This is a genomic window from Klebsiella sp. GW_Kp182, assembly GCF_040062275.1.
GTDB lineage: Bacteria > Pseudomonadota > Gammaproteobacteria > Enterobacterales > Enterobacteriaceae > Klebsiella > Klebsiella michiganensis.
The window spans coordinates 132,952-153,383 of record NZ_JBEAFQ010000008.1 but is presented as its reverse complement, the minus strand read 5'-3'; the positions used below and the strand labels follow the sequence as shown (position 1 = coordinate 153,383).

Here is a 20,432-nt window from a genome sequence, read left to right as displayed (position 1 = left end):
TCCGTTATTGCATGCAAAATGTAATAAGACTTCACTTTGTTACACAATATTTCAGTAAAGTCCGATTAGCGCTTTTAATTTCTTGAGCTAAACTTAATTAATATACTGATTTAAATGCGTTTATAGTCATTACGTTTCTTTACTCTAGTGTAACCGATTACACAGCCGTGATTACTATCACATTTTTTTACGACGTATTTACCTACCCTACGCATCGACAAGATCAATAACTCAACCGGAGGGCGTTATGCCTGACAACAAAAAACAAGGGCGTTCCAACAAGACGATGACGTTCTTTGTCTGTTTCCTCGCCGCACTGGCTGGCCTGCTGTTCGGCCTTGATATCGGTGTTATTGCGGGTGCCTTACCCTTTATTGCCAACGAGTTCCAGATAAGCGCCCACACTCAGGAGTGGGTGGTCAGCTCTATGATGTTCGGCGCCGCCGTCGGCGCGGTGGGCAGCGGCTGGCTCTCCTTCAAACTCGGGCGTAAAAAAAGCCTGATGATTGGCGCCATCCTGTTCGTTGCCGGCTCGCTGTTCTCCGCCGCCGCACCGAACGTGGAAGTGCTGCTGCTCTCCCGCGTGCTGCTCGGCCTGGCCGTGGGCGTCGCCTCCTACACCGCCCCGCTGTATCTGTCTGAAATCGCCCCGGAAAAAATCCGCGGCAGCATGATTTCGATGTATCAGCTGATGATTACCATTGGTATTCTCGGCGCCTATCTTTCCGATACGGCATTCAGCTACAGCGGCGCCTGGCGCTGGATGCTCGGGGTGATTATTATCCCGGCGGTGCTGTTGCTGATTGGCGTGGTTTTCCTGCCTGACAGCCCGCGCTGGTTTGCCGCTAAGCGCCGCTTTGTCGACGCCGAACGCGTCCTGCTGCGCCTGCGCGACACCAGCGCTGAAGCGAAACGCGAGCTGGATGAGATCCGCGAAAGCCTGAAGGTAAAACAGTCCGGCTGGTCGCTGTTTAAAGAAAACAGCAACTTCCGCCGTGCGGTATTCCTCGGCGTCCTGCTGCAGGTGATGCAACAGTTCACCGGTATGAACGTCATCATGTACTACGCGCCGAAGATTTTTGAACTGGCGGGCTATACCAACACCACCGAACAGATGTGGGGAACCGTCATCGTGGGGCTGACCAACGTTCTGGCGACCTTTATCGCCATCGGACTGGTTGACCGCTGGGGCCGTAAGCCGACGCTGATCCTCGGCTTTATCGTTATGGCGCTCGGCATGGGCGTACTGGGCAGCATGATGCATATCGGCATCCACTCCGCCACGGCGCAGTACTTTGCCGTCCTGATGCTGCTGATGTTTATCGTTGGCTTTGCGATGAGCGCCGGCCCGCTGATTTGGGTGCTGTGCTCCGAAATCCAGCCGCTGAAAGGGCGTGATTTCGGTATCACCTGCTCAACGGCCACCAACTGGATTGCCAACATGATCGTCGGCGCGACCTTCCTGACCATGCTGAACTCGCTGGGCAGCGCCAACACCTTCTGGGTCTATGGCGGCCTGAACATCCTGTTCATCTTCCTGACCCTGTGGCTGATCCCGGAAACCAAAAACGTTTCGCTGGAACATATCGAACGTAACCTGATGAAAGGCCGTAAGCTGCGCGAAATCGGCGCGCGCGACTAGACTAACCCGCTTCCTCCTTCCCGGGAGGAAGCTTCTTCTTGCTCTCCTCATCCCGCCGCACTATCCTCTGGCGCTATGAAAACACCCCGAATTCCCATTGCCCTTCAACAGGCCGTTATGCGCAGCCTGCGGGAAAATCTTGCCAAAGCGAACCTCAAGCTGGAACGACATTACCCTGAACCGGTGCTGGTTTATCAGCAGCGGGGAACCTCCGCCGGTACCGCCTGGCTGGAGAAAAATGAAATCCGCCTTAACCCGGTGCTGCTGCTGGAAAACCAGCAGGCGTTTATTGATGAAGTAGTGCCGCACGAGCTGGCCCACCTGCTGGTATGGAAGCACTTTGGCCGCGTGGCGCCGCACGGCAAAGAGTGGAAATGGATGATGGAAAGCGTGCTGGGCGTTCCGGCTCTGCGCACCCATCGTTTCGAACTCGATTCAGTGCGTAAAAATACCTTCCCCTACCGCTGCCAGTGCCAGCAGCACCAGCTTACCGTCCGCCGCCACAATCGCGTGATGCGCGGGGAGGCCACCTATCGCTGCGTGCGCTGCGGAGATGTTCTGGTGGCGGAAAAGTAATCTCCGGAAATAACTGGAAATTTTCTGATCTGACTGATTGCGTCTGGCAATCACATTCGATACGTTGCGGGCTCGTTTTGACACGGAGTTAACGATGTCCCGTATTCATATTTTTGCTGCCGCGTTTCTCAGCGCGGCGGTATGCGCACCGCTTGCAGCGGAAGGAATCAACAGTTTTTCTCAGGCCAAGACCGCTGGGGTCAAGGTCAATGCCGACGCCCCCGGCGATTTCTACTGCGGCTGTAAAATCAACTGGCAGGGAAAAAAGGGGGTTATCGACCTGGAATCTTGTGGCTATAAAGTGCGTAAAAATGAAAATCGCGCCAGCCGGGTCGAGTGGGAGCATGTGGTTCCCGCGTGGCAGTTTGGCCATCAGCGTCAATGCTGGCAGGACGGCGGGCGTAAAAACTGCGCTAAAGATCCGGAATACCGCAAGATGGAAAGCGACATGCATAACCTGCAGCCGGCGGTCGGTGAGGTCAACGGCGACCGCGCCAACTTTATGTACAGCCAGTGGAACGGCGGCGAAGGCCAGTACGGCCAGTGCGCGATGAAGGTTGATTTTAAAGATAAAGTTGCCGAGCCGCCGGCTCGCGCCCGGGGCGCTATCGCCAGAACCTACTTCTATATGCGCGACCGCTACCAGCTCAATCTTTCCCGCCAGCAAACCCAGCTGTTTACCGCCTGGGATAAGCTGTACCCGGTAACAACCTGGGAGTGCGAACGCGACGCGCGTATTGCAAAAGTTCAGGGCAACCATAATCCTTACGTCCTGCAGGCTTGCCAGGCGCAAAAGAGCTAACCTACACTAGCGGCAATTGTTAATTTGCAGCTTCACTCCTTCCCCTGTCATGGGGAGGAGAATATCTGCGCAAAGAACGGAATATCAAGCATGCGCATTCCTCGCATCCATCACCCGGAACCGATTACCACGGGTAGCCAGATAGCTCTTTCCGACGACGCGGCCAACCACGTCGGTCGCGTTTTACGCAAGGGTAAAGGCCAGACAATTGAGCTTTTTGACGGCAGCAATCAGGTCTTCGAGGCGGTCATTGTCGAGGCAGGTAAGAAAAACGTTCTGGTTGACGTTCAGAGCAGCAAAATGGATAACCGTGAATCCCCGCTGCATATCCATTTAGGCCAGGTGATGTCCCGCGGCGAAAAAATGGAATTCACCATCCAGAAATCGATCGAACTTGGCGTAAGCCTCATAACGCCACTGTTTTCCGAGCGCTGTGGCGTTAAACTGGACGCCGAACGTTTGCAGAAGAAGATCCAGCAGTGGCAAAAAATCGCTATTGCCGCCTGCGAGCAAAGCGGCCGCAACGTGGTGCCGGAGATCCGCCCTGCCATGCAGCTTGAAGCCTGGTGCGCGGAGCAGGACGAGGGCCTGAAGCTTAATTTGCACCCTCGCGCCAGCGCCAGCATTAATACGCTGCCGCTGCCGGTCGAACGTATCCGGCTGCTGATTGGCCCGGAAGGCGGGCTTTCGGCAGAAGAGATAGCGATGACCGCTCGCTACCGGTTTACTGATATCCTGTTGGGACCGCGCGTTCTGCGTACAGAGACAACTGCGCTCACTGCCATTACCGCCCTGCAGGTGCGTTTTGGCGACTTAGGTTGAAGCGTTAACGGAGAAGAACAATGATTAAGCTCGGCATCGTGATGGACCCCATCGCAACCATCAACATCAAGAAAGACACCAGCTTCGCCATGTTGCTGGAGGCGCAGCGTCGCGGCTATGAACTCCATTATATGGAGATGAACGATCTGTACTTAATCAACGGCGAAGCCCGCGCTCGTACGCGTAAGCTGAGCGTCGAGCAGAACTACGATAAATGGTACGCGTTCAACGGCGAACAGGATCTGCATCTGGCGGACCTTGACGTCATTCTGATGCGTAAAGATCCGCCGTTCGATACCGAGTTTATCTACGCGACCTACATCCTCGAACGCGCCGAAGAGCAAGGCACGCTGATCGTCAATAAGCCGCAGAGCCTGCGCGACTGTAACGAAAAGCTGTTTACCGCCTGGTTCTCCGAGCTGACCCCGGAAACGCTGGTCACCCGTAATAAAGCCCAGCTGAAAGCCTTCTGGGAAAAACATGGCGATGTCATTCTCAAACCGCTGGACGGTATGGGCGGCACCTCCATTTTCCGCGTTAAAGAGGGTGACCCCAACCTCGGCGTGATTACCGAGACGCTAACCGAGCTGGGCAGCCGCTACTGCATGGCGCAGAACTATCTGCCGGCCATTAAAGATGGCGATAAGCGCGTGCTGGTGGTTGACGGCGAGCCGGTTCCTTACTGCCTGGCCCGTATCCCGCAGGGCGGCGAAACCCGCGGTAACCTTGCGGCCGGTGGTCGTGGCGAAGCGCGCCCGCTGACCGAAAGCGACTGGGCTATCGCCCGCCGCGTGGGCCCGACGCTGAAGGCCAAAGGCTTAATCTTCGTCGGTCTGGATATCATTGGCGATCGCCTGACGGAGATTAACGTCACCAGCCCCACCTGCGTACGTGAAATCGAAGCCGCCTTCCCGATTTCCATTACCGGGATGCTGATGGATGCCATCGAGAAGCGCCTCAATAAATAAAGCGCTTATTCAGGCTACAGGCCAGCGCCTGTAGCCTGGAGCCAGCTCAGGAGATTCACGCTCAGGTTCATACCGACAACGCGCCTTGAGCCTGCAAGATAAAGTGAATCGACACTCCCTTGCTTTACCCGCATACTGGGTGCTGCTTTTTTGAACCAGGAACAGAACCTCTGACAATGAATTTACAGCATCACTTTCTAATTGCCATGCCTGCTCTCCAGGACCCGATGTTCCGTCGCTCCGTAGTCTATATCTGCGAGTATAACGATGACGGTGCCATGGGCATCATCATCAATAAGCCGATGGAAAATCTGCAGGTTGAAGGGATCCTGGAGAAGTTAAAAATCACGCCTGAACCGCGCAATCCCGAGATTCGCCTGGATAAACCGGTGATGGTTGGCGGCCCGCTGGCCGAGGATCGGGGTTTTATACTGCATTCGCCGCCTTCCGACTTTTCTTCCAGCATTCGTATTTCCGATAACACGGTGATCACCACCTCCCGCGACGTGCTCGAAACGCTGGGTACGGATAAACAGCCGGACAACGTGCTGGTTGCGCTGGGCTATGCCTCTTGGGAGAAAGGCCAGCTGGAGCAAGAGATTCTGGATAACGCCTGGCTCACCGCGCCGGCCGATCGGAATATTTTGTTCAGCACGCCGATAGCTGACCGCTGGCGCGATGCTGCGAAGCTCATTGGCATCGATATCGTGACGATGCCAGCCGAAGCGGGGCATGCGTAATGAGCGGCACTTTTTTAGGCTTTGATTTTGGCACCAAAAGCATTGGCGTCGCCGTAGGGCAGCGCATCACAGGCACTGCCCGCCCCCTTCCCGCGTTGAAAGCGCAGGACGGTAAGCCTGACTGGAATATTATCGAAAAGCTGCTGAAAGAGTGGCAGCCCGAAGCCGTGATTGTCGGCCTGCCGCTGAATATGGACGGTACGGAACAGCCCCTCACCGCGCGCGCACGCAACTTCGCGAATAAAATCCACGGCCGCTTCGGCGTGCAAATAACCCTGCATGATGAACGTCTGAGCACGATTGAAGCCAGAGCCGGGCTATTCGAACACGGTGGATTCCGGGCGCTCAATAAAGGCAGCGTGGATTCCGCTTCTGCAGTCATTATTCTGGAAAGCTACTTCGAGCAAAGTTTCTGAACATCAATGATGGCGCCCTACCGCAGCGGCAGGCGCCATCATCCTGATTTCATTTTTAGTGGCGCAAATGCTCATTCGCCCAGCTGACCGCCTGAGTCCGGTTCTTCACGCTTAGCTTACGGAACACGTTGTACAGATGGGTACGCACCGTGTTTTCACTGATAAACAGCGCGCGGGCAATATCCAGATTGGTCGCCCCGCAGCGAAGTTCATTCAGGATTTCACATTCACGCTCGGTCAGCGGTGAATTTTCCGCAGGCGCCGATACATGATCCGCAGCATACATCGCCGGGTGCATCACGCTCAATTCAGCCGTCTGTTCGCCGTTCAGCACAGCCTTAACGCCCTCAATTAAGCGCGATTCATCATCGTCATGACGGAAAACGCCGTACAGCGCTGGCCACTGCGCCATTTCGTAGAGCTCATACTTTTGCGCGCTATTGATAATCAATAAACGGGGGTTATCCGCCTGCAGACGAATAATGTCACGCCATACGCTATTCAACTTTTTATTTGAAACTGCAATATCAAATAATATTACAGAATCTTTCAAAAGACGCTGCGCGAGGGGTTTGTTAATATTTTGCAGAACGACTGATGCAGATAACTTCTCAGCCAGCCAGGTTGCGAATGCTTTGCTTTGAATAGAGGGGTGAGTAATAAAAGTAACCTGGTGAGAAAAAGCCGAATTCTCAGATAAATTAATCACTTAAAACTCTCCTTAGTTGATTCCCGCCTTCATAGCGGTTAAATGAATTAACAAGAATACGATCGCTGGTGTATTTATAAATTCAAACCAAACTTACACCTTGAAACATTATTCCATGGGAATTTTCCTATCCCTGTAAACAGCATAAATCGAATGCCTTAAGAGAGTCAAAAGATTATCAAACTTTTTTCCTGGTTATGGGAGGTTTATGTCAATTCGTTTTTCATAGCGTGCATTATTCGGCTTAATTTTAGGTACTTATTTGTAATATAAAATAATGATACCAAACATTAATAAAACATTATCATAACAAGCCATTGGTATGATGTCTGAATATAAAAGATGCAGCTATAAAAGACCCGCAGCCGTACGTTGCTGAAAGCTTTGCGTAAAAGTTTGCATCCCGAATTGCTGCCCGGTTTGCATCACGCCGGGCAGCTGATGCGTTTTCCCCTCGCGGATCAAATTCGCCACCGCCGGGGTATTAACCAAAAGCTCGTATAGCGCAACTCTTCCGCCAGCAGTATCCGGAAACAATTTTTGTGCCAGCACCGCGCATAAACTTCCCGCCAGCTGGCTACGAACCTGCTCTTTCTCATGGGCAGGAAAAACATCCACCAGCCTTTCAACCGCCTGTGCCGCGCCGCGCGTATGCAGCGTCGCCATAACCAGATGTCCGGTCTCCGCCGCGGTCAGTGCCAGGCGGATCGTTTCGCTGTCACGCAGTTCCCCTAGCAGAATGACATCCGGGTCCTGACGCAGCGCAGCGCGCAGGGCCGCGGCAAATGAGGGGCAGTGGCGACCTATTTCCCGCTGCTGGATCAGGCAGCGCTCGCTGCGGTGAATAAACTCAACCGGATCTTCCAGCGTCAGGATATGGCCATTGAGGCGCTGATTAAGATAGCCCACCATCGCCGCCAGGGTGGTGGATTTCCCGCTACCGGTGGCGCCCGTGACCAGGATAAGCCCGCTCTCCTCATTGAGCAGCTCCGTTAAGGCGGCCGGCGCGCCGAGATCCGCCAGCTGCGGACAGGTTTCCGCCAGCAGACGCAGGGCCAGCGACAGACCGCGGTTGTGGACAAATGCGCTGGCGCGCAGGCGCGGTCCGCCGGCCGGAGCCAGCGCGAAATCGACCTGTCCGCAGGCCTGCCACTGGGCGAGCTGCTCGGCGTTGAGCCAATCAGCGAGTATCTTGCCAATATCCGGAGAGGTAAACGGCGCGGGCTCAAGCTTGCCCTGGCGACGCCAGCGCGGTGTTGAAGCATTGCACAGGTGTAGATCGGAGACGTTATGCTTTACACTAAGGGCCACTATTTCTTCCAGTTCCATAACTCATCCTCGGTATATGAACGATATTGCGCATAACCTGGCACAGGTCCGGGACAAAATCTCAGCCGCTGCCGCACGCTGCGGCCGTGCTCCAGAAGAAGTTACATTGCTTGCAGTCAGTAAAACGAAACCTGCGGGCGCTATCGAAGAAGCGATGGCCGCAGGCCAGGTCGCGTTTGGCGAAAATTATGTTCAGGAAGGGGTGGAGAAAATCCGCTACTTTCAGGAAAAGGGCGCAACCGGGCTACAGTGGCACTTTATAGGGCCGCTGCAGTCCAATAAAAGCCGTCTGGTGGCCGAGCATTTTGACTGGTGCCATACCGTCGATCGCCTGAAGATCGCCATGCGCCTTAGCGAACAGCGACCTGCGCAAATGCCGCCGCTTAACGTACTGATTCAAATAAATATTAGCGATGAGCAGAGCAAGTCGGGCATTCCCGTTGACGAGCTGGACGCGCTGGCGGCAGAGATCGCGAAACTGCCGAATCTGCAGCTGCGCGGTTTAATGGCCATTCCCGCGCCAGAGTCAGAATATGTAAGGCAGTTTGCCGTCGCCCAACAAATGGCGGTAGCATTTGCGCGGCTAAAAACGCACTACCCTACCGTCGATACGTTGTCGCTGGGAATGTCGGATGATATGGAAGCCGCCATCGCGGCGGGAAGCACTATGGTGCGCATCGGAACCGCAATTTTCGGCGCGCGCGACTACAGCAAAAAATAAGGAATCTGAGGAACGCCATGAAGACGTTGACTTTCCTGCTCTCAACGGTCATTGAGCTTTACACAATGGTCGTGTTGTTACGCGTCTGGATGCAGTGGGCGCGCTGCGACTTTTATAACCCGTTTTCGCAGTTCGTGGTCAAGGCTACGCAGCCTGTCGTTGGGCCGCTGCGCCGCATTATCCCGGCGATGGGGCCGCTCGACAGCGCCTCCCTGCTGGTCGCCTTTATTCTCTGCGTCGTGAAAGCTATCGTGCTGTTTATGGTCGTCACCTTCCAGCCGATTATCTGGATCTCCGCGCTGCTGATCCTCATTAAAACCGTCGGCTCGCTGATTTTCTGGGTTCTCCTGCTCATGGCAATCATGAGCTGGGTAAGCCAGGGACGCAGCCCGGTGGAATATGTCCTGATGCAGTTGGCCGATCCGCTGCTGCGTCCGATCCGCAGACTGCTGCCATCGATGGGCGGCATTGATTTCTCGCCGATGGTGCTGGTTCTGCTGCTGTACGTGATCAACATGGGTATCGCCGAACTGTTGCAGGCTACCGGCAACGTTCTGCTTCCGGGGCTGTGGATGGCGCTATGAGTGCCGTCGAAGCCTGCGCTGATGGGTTGGTCTTACGGCTGTATATTCAGCCTAAGGCCAGCCGCGACAGCATCGTTGGTTTACATGGCGACGAGCTTAAAGTCGCCATTACCGCGCCTCCCGTTGACGGCCAGGCCAACGCCCATCTGGTAAAATTCCTCGCCAAACAGTTTCGCGTAGCGAAAAGCCAGGTGCTTATTGAGAAAGGCGAACTGGGCCGCCACAAACAGATAAAAATCATTCATCCGCAGCAGATCCCCGATGGGGTCGCCGCCCTGAAAGAATAAACAGGATCTCATATGCAAAAAGTTGTTCTCGCCACCGGTAATCCCGGGAAAGTGCGCGAGCTGGCCTCGCTGCTGGCAGATTTTGGCCTCGATATCGTGGCGCAAACCGAACTGGGCGTGGATTCCGCAGAGGAAACCGGCCTGACCTTTATCGAAAACGCCATTCTGAAAGCGCGTCATGCCGCGCAGATTACCGGCCTCCCGGCCATCGCCGATGACTCAGGTCTGGCCGTCGATGCGTTAGGCGGCGCGCCCGGCATCTATTCCGCCCGCTATTCCGGCGAAGACGCGACCGACCAGCGCAATCTCGAAAAGCTGCTCGATGCGCTGCGCGACGTGCCTGACGATCGGCGCCAGGCGCAATTCCACTGCGTGCTGGTCTATCTGCGCCATGCGGAAGATCCCACCCCGCTGGTTTGCCACGGCAGCTGGCCGGGCATCATCGCTCGCGAAGCCGCAGGCAGCGGCGGCTTTGGTTACGACCCGATATTCTTTGTTCCGACGGAAGGTAAAACCGCAGCGGAGCTGAGCCGTGAAGAAAAGAGCGCCATTTCCCACCGCGGACGCGCGCTCAAACTGTTACTGGAAGCCTTACGTAATGGCTAATTTGCCGCCCCTGAGCCTCTATATTCACATCCCGTGGTGCGTGCAAAAATGCCCGTACTGCGATTTCAACTCGCATGCGTTGAAGGGCGAGGTACCGCACGACGCCTACGTTCAGCATCTGCTGAACGATCTGCGGGCCGACGCCCACTATGCGCAGGGACGTGAAATCGGGACTATTTTCATCGGCGGCGGTACGCCGAGCCTGCTCTCAGGCCCGGCGATGCAAACCCTGCTCGACGGCGTGCGGGAAGCTCTTCCCCTGGCGGACAACGCGGAAATCACGATGGAAGCCAACCCCGGCACCGTAGAAGCGGATCGTTTTGTCGAGTATCAGCGCGCGGGTATTAATCGCATCTCCATCGGCGTACAGAGCTTTAGCGAACAGAAGCTCCAGCGTCTCGGGCGCATCCACGGGCCGCAGGAAGCCAAACGCGCGGCAAACCTGGCAAGCGGTCTGGGACTGCGCAGCTTTAACCTCGATTTAATGCACGGTCTGCCGGATCAGTCTCTGGAAGAGGCGCTGGACGACCTGCGTCAGGCGATTGCGCTCAATCCGCCGCATCTCTCCTGGTATCAGCTGACCATTGAGCCAAACACCCTGTTTGGCTCGCGTCCGCCGACCCTGCCGGACGACGACGCGCTGTGGGATATTTATGAACAGGGGCACGGCCTGCTCAGCGCGGCGGGCTATCAACAATATGAAACCTCCGCCTACGCTAAGCCGGGATATCAGTGCCAGCATAACCTGAACTACTGGCGCTTTGGCGACTACCTGGGCATTGGCTGCGGCGCGCACGGCAAAGTGACCTTCCCGGACGGGCGCATTCTGCGGACGGCGAAAACCCGCCACCCGCGCGGCTATATGGAAGGCCGTTATCTGGAGCGCCAGCATGATGTGGAAGATGCGGATAAGCCGTTCGAGTTCTTTATGAACCGTTTCCGCCTGCTGGAAACGGCGCCGCGAGATGAATTTAGCCGCTACACCGGGCTTGATGAGCGTACAATCCGTCCGCAAATCGATGCCGCCATTGCTGAGGGCTATCTGACGGAAGATGAGCGCTGCTGGCAGATTACCGAGCACGGTAAGCTCTTTTTGAACTCCCTTCTCGAATTATTCCTCAGCGAATAAACCTCGCTATGCTTATCCCGTTATAAAAATAACGGGATAATTAATTATTCGTTTTTTCCGAAATATCAATATCGCTATTTCCGAATCATCTCAATTCAACATTTCCAATAAAAATAAATTCACATTCATTTATTAAAAATAAATATAACCTACCGCACAAAAATACGTATTTGATCGCCTGATTGCGAAAAAGTGTGAGTCAGACAGCTTAAAGATGTACGACAACAAGGATAATATGTCATACAGAAACAAGGAATACCCTTTAAGATATTGACCAATTACCCTAAGTGCATGGAGCCGACTCATGAAAAAACTCTCTTTTTCTCGTTCTCTGGCGTGTGTATCTCTGCTTGCCCTGCTCGCTTCCGGCGCCAGCGCAGCTGAAAAAGTCACGTTAAAACTGGCACATAACCTCGAACGTAGCCACGTTGTCCATCAGGCCTTTGAGGCGATGTCCAAAGAGGTTAACCAACTTTCCAACGGTGATATGAAGATTCGTATATATCCCAGTAGCCAGATGGGCAGCGCGCGCGAAACGATGGAGCTATTACAAAACGGCGCGCTGGATATGACCAAAGGTTCCGCCAGCGATCTGGAATCATTCGATAACGTCTACGCGATATATAATTTACCGTTCCTGTTTAAAGATCAGAATCACTTCAATAAAGTCGTCTTTGGTGACGTGGGCAAGGAAATTATGGAGTCCACGAAAGATAAAGGATTCTTTGCGCTTTCCGCCTATGTTGCCGGGACCCGCAGTTTTTACGCCAAAAAGCCCATCACTAAACCGGAAGATTTAAAAGGATTGAAGATCCGCGTCCAGGCCAGCCCGACAACCTTAAAAATGGTCGAATTAATGGGCGGTTCGCCAACCCCTATTTCCTTTGGTGAAGTTTATACCGCCATGCAGCAGGGCGTGGTGGACGGCGCGGAGAACAACGTGCCTTCCTGGGTGCAAACGCGCCATATCGAAATCGCGAAAGTGTTCTCAGAAGATGAACATGCGTCCATCCCGGATTTCCTCGTTATTTCCAGTAAAACCTGGGACAAATTGACGCCGGATCAGCAGCAAATCCTGATCAAGGCGGCGAAAGCTTCCGAAGCGTATCAGCAAAAACTGTGGGACAAGATCGATGCCGACACCCGCGCGCAGGCCAAAGCCATGGGCGGCGAAATTATCAAAGTGGATAAAGCGCCGTTCCGCGCCGCCGTGCAGCCGCTGTTTGATGAGTTCAAAAAAGATCCGAAGCAGGCCGCCCTGCTGGCCAAATTTGAAGCTGCCGCCGAATAACACTTAGCGGGCCAGCCGCTGGCCCGCTTTCATCGGGAAAACAATGATGATACTTAACCGCATAAAGCTGGCGGTGGACCGCACGATCGCCGCATTCTCCGTCGCCGTTATGATTGCGCTGGTTGTTTGCGTCGTCTGGCAGGTGTTCAGCCGCTACGTACTCAACCAGCCCAGCACCCTGACCGACGAGCTGGCGCGCTTTTTGATGATCTGGGTCGGGCTACTGGGTGCGGCATATACCGTCGGCGCCCAGCGTCATCTGGCTATCGACTTACTGGCGATGACGCTCCCTCCCCGCAGGCAGGCGCTGCTCAGCGTCATCATTAATCTGCTGATCTTTATTTTTGCCGGATCGGTGATTGTGACCGGCGGCGTGAAGCTGATTGAAAAAACGCTGTCGACCTCCCAGGTCTCAGCGGCAATGCAGATCCCCATGGGCTACGTCTATCTGATCCTGCCGTTAACCGGCCTCATTATGATGTTTTACGCAGTATGTTTTGTCAGCAATGGGCTAAAAAACATGAAGCACGTTGAAGCGGGGGCAAATTGATGGACAGCTATATCGCACTGATGCTATTTGGCTCTTTCTTTATTCTGGTTTTTATTGGCGTACCTATCTCCTTCTCCATCGGCATCGCCACCGTCGGTTCAATGCTGCTGATGTTCCCGTGGGATATCGCGGTGATTACCGTTTCTCAGCGCCTGGCGAACGGCCTCGATAACTTCGCCCTGCTGGCGATTCCATTCTTTATCTTTGCCGGTACGCTGATGAATAGCGGCGGGATTGCCATACGCTTAATCAATCTGGCTCAGGTGATGGTCGGACGCGTACCGGGCTCTCTGGGCCACGTCAACGTGCTGGCAAACATGATGTTCGGCTCGATTTCAGGCTCGGCGGTCGCCGCCGCCGCCGCGGTAGGGGGCACGCTGAACCCCATTCAGACGCAGAAAGGCTACGATCCGGCTTTCTCCACGGCGGTGAACGTCTCGTCGTGCATCACGGGCCTGCTTATTCCGCCGTCAAACGTGCTGATCGTCTTTTCCCTGACGGCGGGCGGCGTGTCGGTCGCGTCGCTGTTTATGGCCGGCTATCTGCCGGGCATTTTGATGGGCCTGGCTATTATGGTGGTCTGTGCCGTCATTGCTAAACGTCGCGGCTATCCGGTTTCTGAACGCCCTACCTGCGCCCAGGCGGCAAAAGCGTTTTTCGACGCCCTGCCCAGCCTGCTGTTGGTGATTATTGTGATGGGCGGGATCCTCGGCGGCATTTTTACCGCTACCGAAGCGTCGGCTATCGCCGTGGTCTACACCTTTATCCTGTCGGTGCTCATTTATCGGGAAGTGAAATGGCGCGATCTGCCGAAGCTGATCCTTGAATCGGTGGTGATGACCTCTATCGTGCTGCTGATCGGCTTTTCCGTCGGCATGTCGTGGGCGATGACCAACGCCGACATTCCCTACATGATAAGCGATGCGCTAATGGGGGTGTCAGAAAACCCGGTGGTGATACTGCTGCTGATTAATATCGTGCTGTTAATCGTTGGGATTTTTATGGACATGACCCCGGCGGTGCTGATTTTCACGCCGATATTCCTGCCCATCGCGCAGGATTTAGGGATGGACCCGGTGCATTTCGGCATCATGATGGTCGCCAACCTGTGCATCGGTCTGCTGACGCCGCCGGTAGGCAGCGCGCTGTTCGTTGGCTGCTCCATTTCCGGCGTTAAAATTCAGCAGCTCATCAAACCGCTGCTGCCGTTCTACGCCGCCCTGCTGATCGCGCTGATGATGATTGTCTATATCCCGCAGATCTCGCTGTTTATTCCGCAGCTGCTGGGGCTTATGTGATCGACTGACCATAATCGCTACCTGCGGGCGCAGGTAGCGAAATAAAACTTACTTTAACGACCCCACCAGCGCTTTGCGGCTCTCCTCAAGGGAGACCACGCGGCTGCAGACATCCTTACCAAACTGCTGGAAATCGGCTTCCTGGTTTTTCCATTCATCCTGAATGGCCGTTTGCAGGCCGCCAAGGCTGCCGAGGATCCCCTGCAGCGGGTTACCGCCGCCTTTAAGAACCGCCTTCGCCCCCATCTCGTTGATGCTATCCTGCAGAATGCCGCCCATCGCCTGATTTACCAGCTGCTGGCCGTCGGCGCGCACCTGATCGATGGCTTTATAGTGGAAGGTCAGGCCATCGTTACGATGTTCAATTATGCGGCTCATTTGCGCTTTCAGCTGCGCATCAAGCTTGGTCAGGCGGCTATGCATGCTGCTGCTGGCCCCCACCTGTTCGGTAATAATTTTATCCAGCGCGGCGCGGCCTTTTTCTACCCGCGTGCGGGCGCCTTCATCAATCCACGGCAGGCTGCTGCGCAGGCCAGCCTGATAGTCCTGAGCCTGCTCGCGCTGAGCGGCGTTCAGGGAATACGCTTTACCGTTAAAGGTCAGGTTGCCGTCCGGCTTAATCACCAGATCGCCGTTTTCGCCTTTTACCTGCACCTGCTGCGGGCTGAGGATGACATCGTCACGCGGCGTGACGCTACACTGGTAGTCCGCATGCGCGGACAAAGCGGTGACGGAAAGCGCCAATGCCAACAGCGTTTTGCGCATCATTTAACTCCCTTCAGACAAAACGGGCCGGCAGTTGCCGACCCTTGTCAAACTTAGTCCCACCAGATATCAAAAAGTTCGCTGGTGCGTACATCGGCAAGCCCGCAATCTTCCAGCCATTTACGTACGATGGCCTGGTGTTCCTCGGTGCATTTGCCGATTTCCTGCAGGCAGATCAGGCCTTCCCAGGAAAGATAACCGCTGCCGTCAAAGGCCAGCTTATTAGGCTCAATCACTTCATCAATCAGATCGTTAACGGTCTGGTCGATCTGCTCTTCGCTGGTTCCATCCGCGAAACGCCACGCGACGGAAAAACCCACTTCCTGAAACTCGTCGATATGCATTTTTTTACGCAGACGACGGCTACGATTCGTTGCCATTATTTCACCCTCTCGAACATTAAGTCCCATACGCCGTGGCCAAGACGATGGCCACGCTGTTCAAATTTGGTTACCGGGCGCGATTCCGGGCGCGGCACATAGTCGTTGCTTTCAGACCGGTTACGATACCCTTCAAGCGAGGACATCACTTCCAGCATATGCTCGGCATATTGCTCCCAGTCGGTCGCCATATGGAAGACGCCGCCCAGCTTCAGTTTACTTTTCACCAGTTCGGCAAAAGGCGGCTGAACGATACGGCGCTTATTATGACGCGCTTTGTGCCACGGGTCAGGGAAAAACAGCTGCACCATGCTCAGGGAGTTATCCGGAATCATCGTATGCAGCACTTCCACCGCATCGTGGCACATGACGCGCAGGTTCTGCACGCCCTCTTCTTCGGCGGACGCCAGGCAGGCGCCGACGCCCGGCGAGTGCACTTCAATGCCGAGGAAATTCTGCTGCGGCTTCTCTTTCGCCATCGCCACCAGCGAAGCGCCCATACCGAAACCGATCTCCAGCGTGACCGGCGCCTCACGGCCAAACAGCGCGGCGAAATCGAGTGGCGCATCGTTAAATTCAACGCCCATCACCGGCCAAATATTGTCCAGCGCGTGCTGCTGACCTTTGGTCAGGCGGCCCTGACGACGGACGAAGCTGCGAATACGGCGCAGCGGACGGCCGTTTTCATCGAATTCCGGAGATATGACGTCGTTTTTCATAAAAGTTAAGTCTGCTTGTGAGAGTGTTCGGAAAACGGGCATTATCCAAAGTTACCCGGCGGATGCAAGGGTTTACAGCCTCTCGCCCTTGTGCTGCAATCTGCCACCTTATAATCGCTATCCCGGAGCCGTAGCTTTGACTTTTCTCGCCGCGCAATTTTCAGCCCAGGTGCTGGACTGGTACGACAAATACGGGCGTAAAACCCTGCCCTGGCAAATCGGCAAGACGCCCTACAAAGTATGGCTCTCCGAGGTGATGTTGCAACAAACACAAGTGGCGACAGTCATCCCCTATTTTGAACGCTTTATGGCGCGTTTCCCAACGATTACCGACCTGGCGAACGCGCCCCTCGATGAAGTCCTGCATCTGTGGACCGGACTTGGCTATTACGCCCGCGCGCGCAATTTACATAAAGCGGCGCAGCAGGTGGCCACCCTGCACGACGGCAAATTCCCGCAGACCTTCGATGAAGTCGCCGCGCTGCCGGGCGTGGGCCGCTCTACCGCCGGCGCGATTTTATCCCTTTCTCTCGGTCAGCATTATCCGATTCTCGACGGTAACGTGAAGCGCGTGCTCGCGCGCTGCTATGCTGTCAGCGGTTGGCCGGGGAAAAAAGAGGTTGAGAAACGCCTGTGGGAGATCGCCGAGGACGTCACGCCGGCCAAAGGCGTCGAGCGTTTTAACCAGGCCATGATGGACCTCGGGGCGATGGTGTGTACCCGCTCGAAACCAAAATGCGAGCTCTGTCCGCTGAATAACGGCTGCGTGGCCTACGCAAATCATTCATGGGCTCAATACCCAGGCAAAAAACCGAAACAGACGATCCCCGAGCGTACCGGCTATTTCCTGCTGATGCAGCACGGCGACGAGGTGTTCCTCTCCCAGCGCCCGCCGGTGGGCTTATGGGGCGGTTTGTTCTGCTTCCCGCAGTTTGAGGATGAAGATGCGCTGCGGGCGTGGCTGGCCCAGCGTCAGATTAAGACCGATAATCTGACGCAATTAACCGCGTTCCGCCACACTTTCAGCCATTTCCATCTGGATATTGTGCCGATGTGGCTTACAGTGCACTCATCCGGCGCATGCATGGATGAAGGGGGCGCACTCTGGTATAACTTAGCGCAGCCGCCGTCCGTCGGTCTGGCGGCTCCCGTGGAGCGCTTGTTGCAACAGTTAAAAGCCGGAGCACCGGTTTAGCTTTCTGGCGATTAAAGAGGATTAAGAATGAGCAGAACGATTTTTTGTACTTTCCTGCAGCGTGAAGCCGAGGGCCAGGATTTTCAGCTGTACCCGGGCGAGCTGGGCAAACGCATCTATAACGAAATCTCCAAAGAAGCCTGGGCCCAGTGGCAGCATAAGCAGACGATGCTGATCAACGAGAAAAAACTCAGCATGATGAACCCGGAGCATCGCAAACTGCTGGAGCAGGAGATGGTTCAGTTCCTGTTTGAAGGTAAAGACGTGCACATCGAAGGCTACACGCCGCCAGAAAAACAGTAAGGGCCTGACGGCCCTTTACAACAATAAACACAACACGCACTCCCGGAATGATGAAAAAATACTTAGCGCTAGCGCTGATTGCGCCTTTGCTCGTTTCGTGTTCCAGCTCAACCAAAAAAGGCGCCGAGTACAACGAGGCGTGGGTAAAGGACACCAACGGCTTTGACATTCTGATGGGCCAGTTCGCCCATAACATCGAGAATATTTGGGGTTATAACGAAGTTCTGCTCGCCGGGCCGAAGGACTACGTCAAATACACCGACCAGTATCAGACCCGTAGCCATATCAACTTTGATGCGGGGACGATTACCGTCGAAACCATCGCCGGCACCGACCCGGCCGGGCGCCTGCGCCAGGCGATTATTAAAACCCTGCTGATGGGCGACGACCCGAACTCCATCGACCTCTATTCCGACGTCGATGATATTCAGATTTCAAAAGAGCCGTTCCTGTACGGTCAGGTGGTGGATAACACCGGCGAGTCGATTCGCTGGGAGTGGCGCGCCTCGCGCTTCGCCGACTATCTGCTGCAAACGCGCCTGAAAAGCCGCAGCAACGGCCCGCGCATGATCTACAGCATCACCATCAACCTGGTGCCGAACCACCTCGACAAACGCGCGCATAAATACATTGGCATGGTCCGTCAGGCATCGCGCAAATACGGCGTTGATGAATCGCTGATCCTGGCAATTATGCAAACCGAATCTTCCTTTAACCCCTATGCGGTCAGCCACGCCGACGCGCTGGGGCTGATGCAGGTGGTGCAGCACAGCGCCGGGAAGGACGTATTCCGTTCGCAGGGCAAATCAGGCCTGCCGAGCCGCAGCTATCTGTTCGATCCGGTCAATAACATCGACACCGGCACCGCCTATCTGGCGATGCTGAACAACGTCTATTTGTCCGGCATCACCAACCCGACCTCGCGTCGCTATGCGGTCATCACCGCCTATAACGGCGGCGCGGGCAGCGTGCTGCGGGTCTTCTCCAGCGATAAGGTTCAGGCGGCGAATATCATCAACAACATGACGCCGGGAGATGTTTATCAGACCATCACCAGCCGTCACCCCTCCGCCGAGTCGCGTCGTTATCTGTATAAGGTTAACTCTGCGCAGAAAGGCTACCGCCGCAGGTAATCTCCCTCCAGCGCCCTTGTTTCCTCAAGGGCGCCTTCCTTCTGCTATACACAATAGAGTTGCGCAACTGTTTTGCGATTTTCTGCGGCAGTTAACAAAAGCATCCATCGCATAAATGATAGAATCCAACCAAAATAACGCCATAAATGTTATTTAAAACACAAAACAATTCTATATCCGTGAGGATCAAAACATGAATCTTAAGCTGCAGCTCAAAGTACTGTCGTTCCTGCAGTTCTGCCTCTGGGGAAGCTGGCTGACCACGCTCGGCTCGTATATGTTCGTCACCCTCAAGTTCGACGGTGCGGCCATCGGAGCGGTCTATAGCTCACTCGGTATCGCCGCGGTGTTTATGCCGACGCTGCTCGGTATCGTTGCCGACAAATGGATCAGCGCCAAGTGGGTTTATGCCATTTGCCATCTGGTCGGCGCGCTGACGCTGTGGCTCGCCGCCCAGGTCACCACGCCGGGGGAAATGTTCCTCGTCATCCTGCTCAACTCGCTGGCCTATATGCCAACGCTGGGGCTGATTAACACCATTTCTTACTACCGCCTGCAGTCTGCGGATATGGATATCGTGACCGATTTCCCGCCGATTCGTATCTGGGGCACCATTGGTTTTATCCTCGCCATGTGGGGCGTCAGCTTCTCCGGCTTTGAACTGAGCCATATGCAGCTCTATATCGGCGCGGCGCTCTCCTTGCTGCTGGTGCTCTTCACCCTGACGCTGCCGCATATTCCGGTGGCCAATCAGCAGAAAAACCAGAGCTGGACCGCCATGCTGGGCCTTGATGCCTTCGCGCTGTTTAAAAACAAACGTATGGCGATCTTCTTTATTTTCTCGATGATGCTGGGCGCCGAACTGCAAATCACCAATATGTTCGGCAACACCTTCCTGCACAGCTTTGATAAAGATCCGCTGTTCGCCAGCAGCTTTATCGTGCAGCACGCCTCGGTGATGATGTCGATTTCGCAGATCTCGGAAACCCTGTTCATCCTGACCATCCCGTTCTTCCTCAGCCGCTACGGCATCAAAAACGTGATGCTGATTAGTATCGTGGCGTGGATGCTGCGCTTCGGCCTGTTCGCTTACGGCGACCCGACCCCGTTCGGCACCGTGCTACTGGTGCTGTCGATGATCGTTTATGGCTGCGCCTTCGACTTCTTCAACATCTCGGGTTCGGTGTTTGTGGAAAAAGAGGTTCGCCCGGAAATCCGCGCCAGCGCGCAGGGGATGTTCCTGATGATGACCAACGGCTTCGGCTGCATACTTGGCGGGATGGTAAGCGGCAAAGTGGTGGAGCACTTCACCCTCGAAGGGATTACCGACTGGCAAACCGTGTGGCTGATTTTCGCCGGCTATTCGCTGGTTCTGGCTTTTGCCTTTGTGGCGCTGTTTAAGTACAAGCACGTCCGCGTACCAACCGGGGCGCAGACCGTCGCACATTAAATAAACGGCTTACCCCA

Annotated in this window: 24 protein-coding genes; 19 read left to right on the top strand and 5 right to left on the bottom strand. The window is 55.0% G+C overall.

All coding sequences use genetic code 11. From position 1 onward, the window contains the following. The first annotated feature begins 247 nt into the window (after window positions 1–247). From ABLU88_RS10660 to ruvX, 7 genes are all read left to right on the top strand, one after another. The gene (locus tag ABLU88_RS10660) at window positions 248–1,642 is read left to right on the top strand and encodes a sugar porter family MFS transporter (protein WP_004854145.1); all 1,395 of its coding nucleotides are present in this window, start codon (window positions 248–250) and stop codon (window positions 1,640–1,642) included. A gap of 75 nt (window positions 1,643–1,717) precedes the next feature. Then, window positions 1,718–2,218: a SprT family zinc-dependent metalloprotease gene (locus tag ABLU88_RS10655; protein WP_025105942.1), complete on the top strand. Its 501-nt coding sequence runs from the start codon at window positions 1,718–1,720 to the stop codon at window positions 2,216–2,218. Window positions 2,219–2,312: 94 nt separating this feature from the next. Beyond that, window positions 2,313–3,020, top strand: a complete 708-nt coding sequence (gene endA / locus ABLU88_RS10650; RefSeq protein ID WP_014226832.1) for a deoxyribonuclease I — start codon at window positions 2,313–2,315, stop codon at window positions 3,018–3,020. A gap of 90 nt (window positions 3,021–3,110) precedes the next feature. Then, window positions 3,111–3,842, top strand: coding sequence for a 16S rRNA (uracil(1498)-N(3))-methyltransferase (rsmE, locus tag ABLU88_RS10645; RefSeq protein ID WP_348836479.1), 732 nt, complete (start codon window positions 3,111–3,113; stop codon window positions 3,840–3,842). Between the two features lie 20 nt (window positions 3,843–3,862). Continuing rightward, window positions 3,863–4,810 carry a glutathione synthase gene (gene gshB, locus ABLU88_RS10640; RefSeq protein WP_201993961.1) on the top strand — a complete coding sequence of 316 codons (948 nt, stop codon included), beginning with the start codon at window positions 3,863–3,865 and terminating at the stop codon, window positions 4,808–4,810. A gap of 176 nt (window positions 4,811–4,986) precedes the next feature. Continuing rightward, on the top strand, window positions 4,987–5,550 hold the full coding sequence (locus tag ABLU88_RS10635) for a YqgE/AlgH family protein (RefSeq protein WP_014226835.1): 564 nt from the start codon (window positions 4,987–4,989) through the stop codon (window positions 5,548–5,550). Next, window positions 5,550–5,966 carry a Holliday junction resolvase RuvX gene (ruvX, locus tag ABLU88_RS10630; protein WP_348836477.1) on the top strand — a complete coding sequence of 139 codons (417 nt, stop codon included), beginning with the start codon at window positions 5,550–5,552 and terminating at the stop codon, window positions 5,964–5,966. Before ABLU88_RS10635 ends, ruvX begins: the two co-directional genes overlap by 1 nt. Before the next feature lie 55 nt (window positions 5,967–6,021). Here ruvX and ABLU88_RS10625 read toward each other — a convergent pair whose 3' ends face one another. Together ABLU88_RS10625 and ABLU88_RS10620 are read right to left on the bottom strand one after the other, a co-directional pair. Then, a complete protein-coding gene (locus ABLU88_RS10625) occupies window positions 6,022–6,675 on the bottom strand; it encodes a LuxR C-terminal-related transcriptional regulator (RefSeq protein ID WP_014226837.1) in 654 nt (217 codons plus the stop codon). Window positions 6,676–7,023: 348 nt separating this feature from the next. After that, on the bottom strand, window positions 7,024–8,004 hold the full coding sequence (locus tag ABLU88_RS10620) for a type IV pilus twitching motility protein PilT (RefSeq protein WP_025105940.1): 981 nt from the start codon (window positions 8,002–8,004) through the stop codon (window positions 7,024–7,026). Between the two features lie 16 nt (window positions 8,005–8,020). Here ABLU88_RS10620 and ABLU88_RS10615 point away from each other — a divergent pair, with 16 nt between their 5' ends. From ABLU88_RS10615 to ABLU88_RS10580, 8 genes are all read left to right on the top strand, one after another. Further along, window positions 8,021–8,725 (top strand): YggS family pyridoxal phosphate-dependent enzyme, encoded by a 705-nt coding sequence (locus tag ABLU88_RS10615; RefSeq protein ID WP_025105939.1) that lies wholly within the window; start codon window positions 8,021–8,023, stop codon window positions 8,723–8,725. Window positions 8,726–8,742: 17 nt separating this feature from the next. Beyond that, window positions 8,743–9,309 (top strand): YggT family protein, encoded by a 567-nt coding sequence (locus tag ABLU88_RS10610; protein ID WP_004105714.1) that lies wholly within the window; start codon window positions 8,743–8,745, stop codon window positions 9,307–9,309. Next, window positions 9,306–9,596 carry a DUF167 family protein YggU gene (gene yggU / locus ABLU88_RS10605; protein WP_004854155.1) on the top strand — a complete coding sequence of 97 codons (291 nt, stop codon included), beginning with the start codon at window positions 9,306–9,308 and terminating at the stop codon, window positions 9,594–9,596. Before ABLU88_RS10610 ends, yggU begins: the two co-directional genes overlap by 4 nt. Window positions 9,597–9,608: 12 nt before the next feature. Further along, complete coding sequence (locus ABLU88_RS10600) at window positions 9,609–10,202, top strand: XTP/dITP diphosphatase (RefSeq protein WP_004854157.1); 594 nt, start codon at window positions 9,609–9,611, stop codon at window positions 10,200–10,202. Then, a complete protein-coding gene (hemW, locus tag ABLU88_RS10595) occupies window positions 10,195–11,331 on the top strand; it encodes a radical SAM family heme chaperone HemW (protein WP_348836475.1) in 1,137 nt (378 codons plus the stop codon). The genes ABLU88_RS10600 and hemW overlap by 8 nt, the downstream gene beginning before the upstream one ends. A gap of 304 nt (window positions 11,332–11,635) precedes the next feature. After that, the gene (locus tag ABLU88_RS10590; protein ID WP_014839537.1) at window positions 11,636–12,622 is read left to right on the top strand and encodes a TRAP transporter substrate-binding protein; all 987 of its coding nucleotides are present in this window, start codon (window positions 11,636–11,638) and stop codon (window positions 12,620–12,622) included. Between the two features lie 46 nt (window positions 12,623–12,668). Continuing rightward, the gene (locus tag ABLU88_RS10585; RefSeq protein ID WP_348836539.1) at window positions 12,669–13,172 is read left to right on the top strand and encodes a TRAP transporter small permease; all 504 of its coding nucleotides are present in this window, start codon (window positions 12,669–12,671) and stop codon (window positions 13,170–13,172) included. Next, a complete protein-coding gene (locus ABLU88_RS10580) occupies window positions 13,172–14,470 on the top strand; it encodes a TRAP transporter large permease subunit (protein WP_348836474.1) in 1,299 nt (432 codons plus the stop codon). The genes ABLU88_RS10585 and ABLU88_RS10580 overlap by 1 nt, the downstream gene beginning before the upstream one ends. 48 nt (window positions 14,471–14,518) lie before the next feature. On the opposite strand, the gene ABLU88_RS10575 is transcribed toward ABLU88_RS10580, so the two are convergent. The 3 genes from ABLU88_RS10575 to trmB are packed head-to-tail and all read right to left on the bottom strand — an operon-like array spanning window position 14,519 to window position 16,334. Continuing rightward, entirely contained in the window at window positions 14,519–15,238 is a 720-nt protein-coding gene (locus tag ABLU88_RS10575) for a DUF2884 domain-containing protein (RefSeq protein WP_009651812.1), read from the bottom strand. A gap of 50 nt (window positions 15,239–15,288) precedes the next feature. Further along, window positions 15,289–15,615 (bottom strand): YggL family protein, encoded by a 327-nt coding sequence (locus ABLU88_RS10570; RefSeq protein WP_348836472.1) that lies wholly within the window; start codon window positions 15,613–15,615, stop codon window positions 15,289–15,291. Next, the gene (trmB, locus tag ABLU88_RS10565) at window positions 15,615–16,334 is read right to left on the bottom strand and encodes a tRNA (guanosine(46)-N7)-methyltransferase TrmB (protein ID WP_004854170.1); all 720 of its coding nucleotides are present in this window, start codon (window positions 16,332–16,334) and stop codon (window positions 15,615–15,617) included. Before trmB ends, ABLU88_RS10570 begins: the two co-directional genes overlap by 1 nt. A gap of 136 nt (window positions 16,335–16,470) precedes the next feature. Here trmB and mutY point away from each other — a divergent pair, with 136 nt between their 5' ends. The 4 genes from mutY to ABLU88_RS10545 all read left to right on the top strand — a co-directional run bounded on the left by mutY (window position 16,471) and on the right by ABLU88_RS10545 (window position 20,415). Beyond that, window positions 16,471–17,529: an A/G-specific adenine glycosylase gene (mutY, locus tag ABLU88_RS10560; RefSeq protein WP_025105936.1), complete on the top strand. Its 1,059-nt coding sequence runs from the start codon at window positions 16,471–16,473 to the stop codon at window positions 17,527–17,529. A 27-nt stretch (window positions 17,530–17,556) separates the two neighbouring features. Continuing rightward, a complete protein-coding gene (locus tag ABLU88_RS10555; protein WP_004854175.1) occupies window positions 17,557–17,832 on the top strand; it encodes an oxidative damage protection protein in 276 nt (91 codons plus the stop codon). A gap of 50 nt (window positions 17,833–17,882) precedes the next feature. After that, on the top strand, window positions 17,883–18,965 hold the full coding sequence (gene mltC / locus ABLU88_RS10550; RefSeq protein WP_014226844.1) for a membrane-bound lytic murein transglycosylase MltC: 1,083 nt from the start codon (window positions 17,883–17,885) through the stop codon (window positions 18,963–18,965). 193 nt (window positions 18,966–19,158) lie between these two features. Further along, window positions 19,159–20,415: a nucleoside permease gene (locus tag ABLU88_RS10545; RefSeq protein WP_049101233.1), complete on the top strand. Its 1,257-nt coding sequence runs from the start codon at window positions 19,159–19,161 to the stop codon at window positions 20,413–20,415. Window positions 20,416–20,432: the final 17 nt, after the last annotated feature.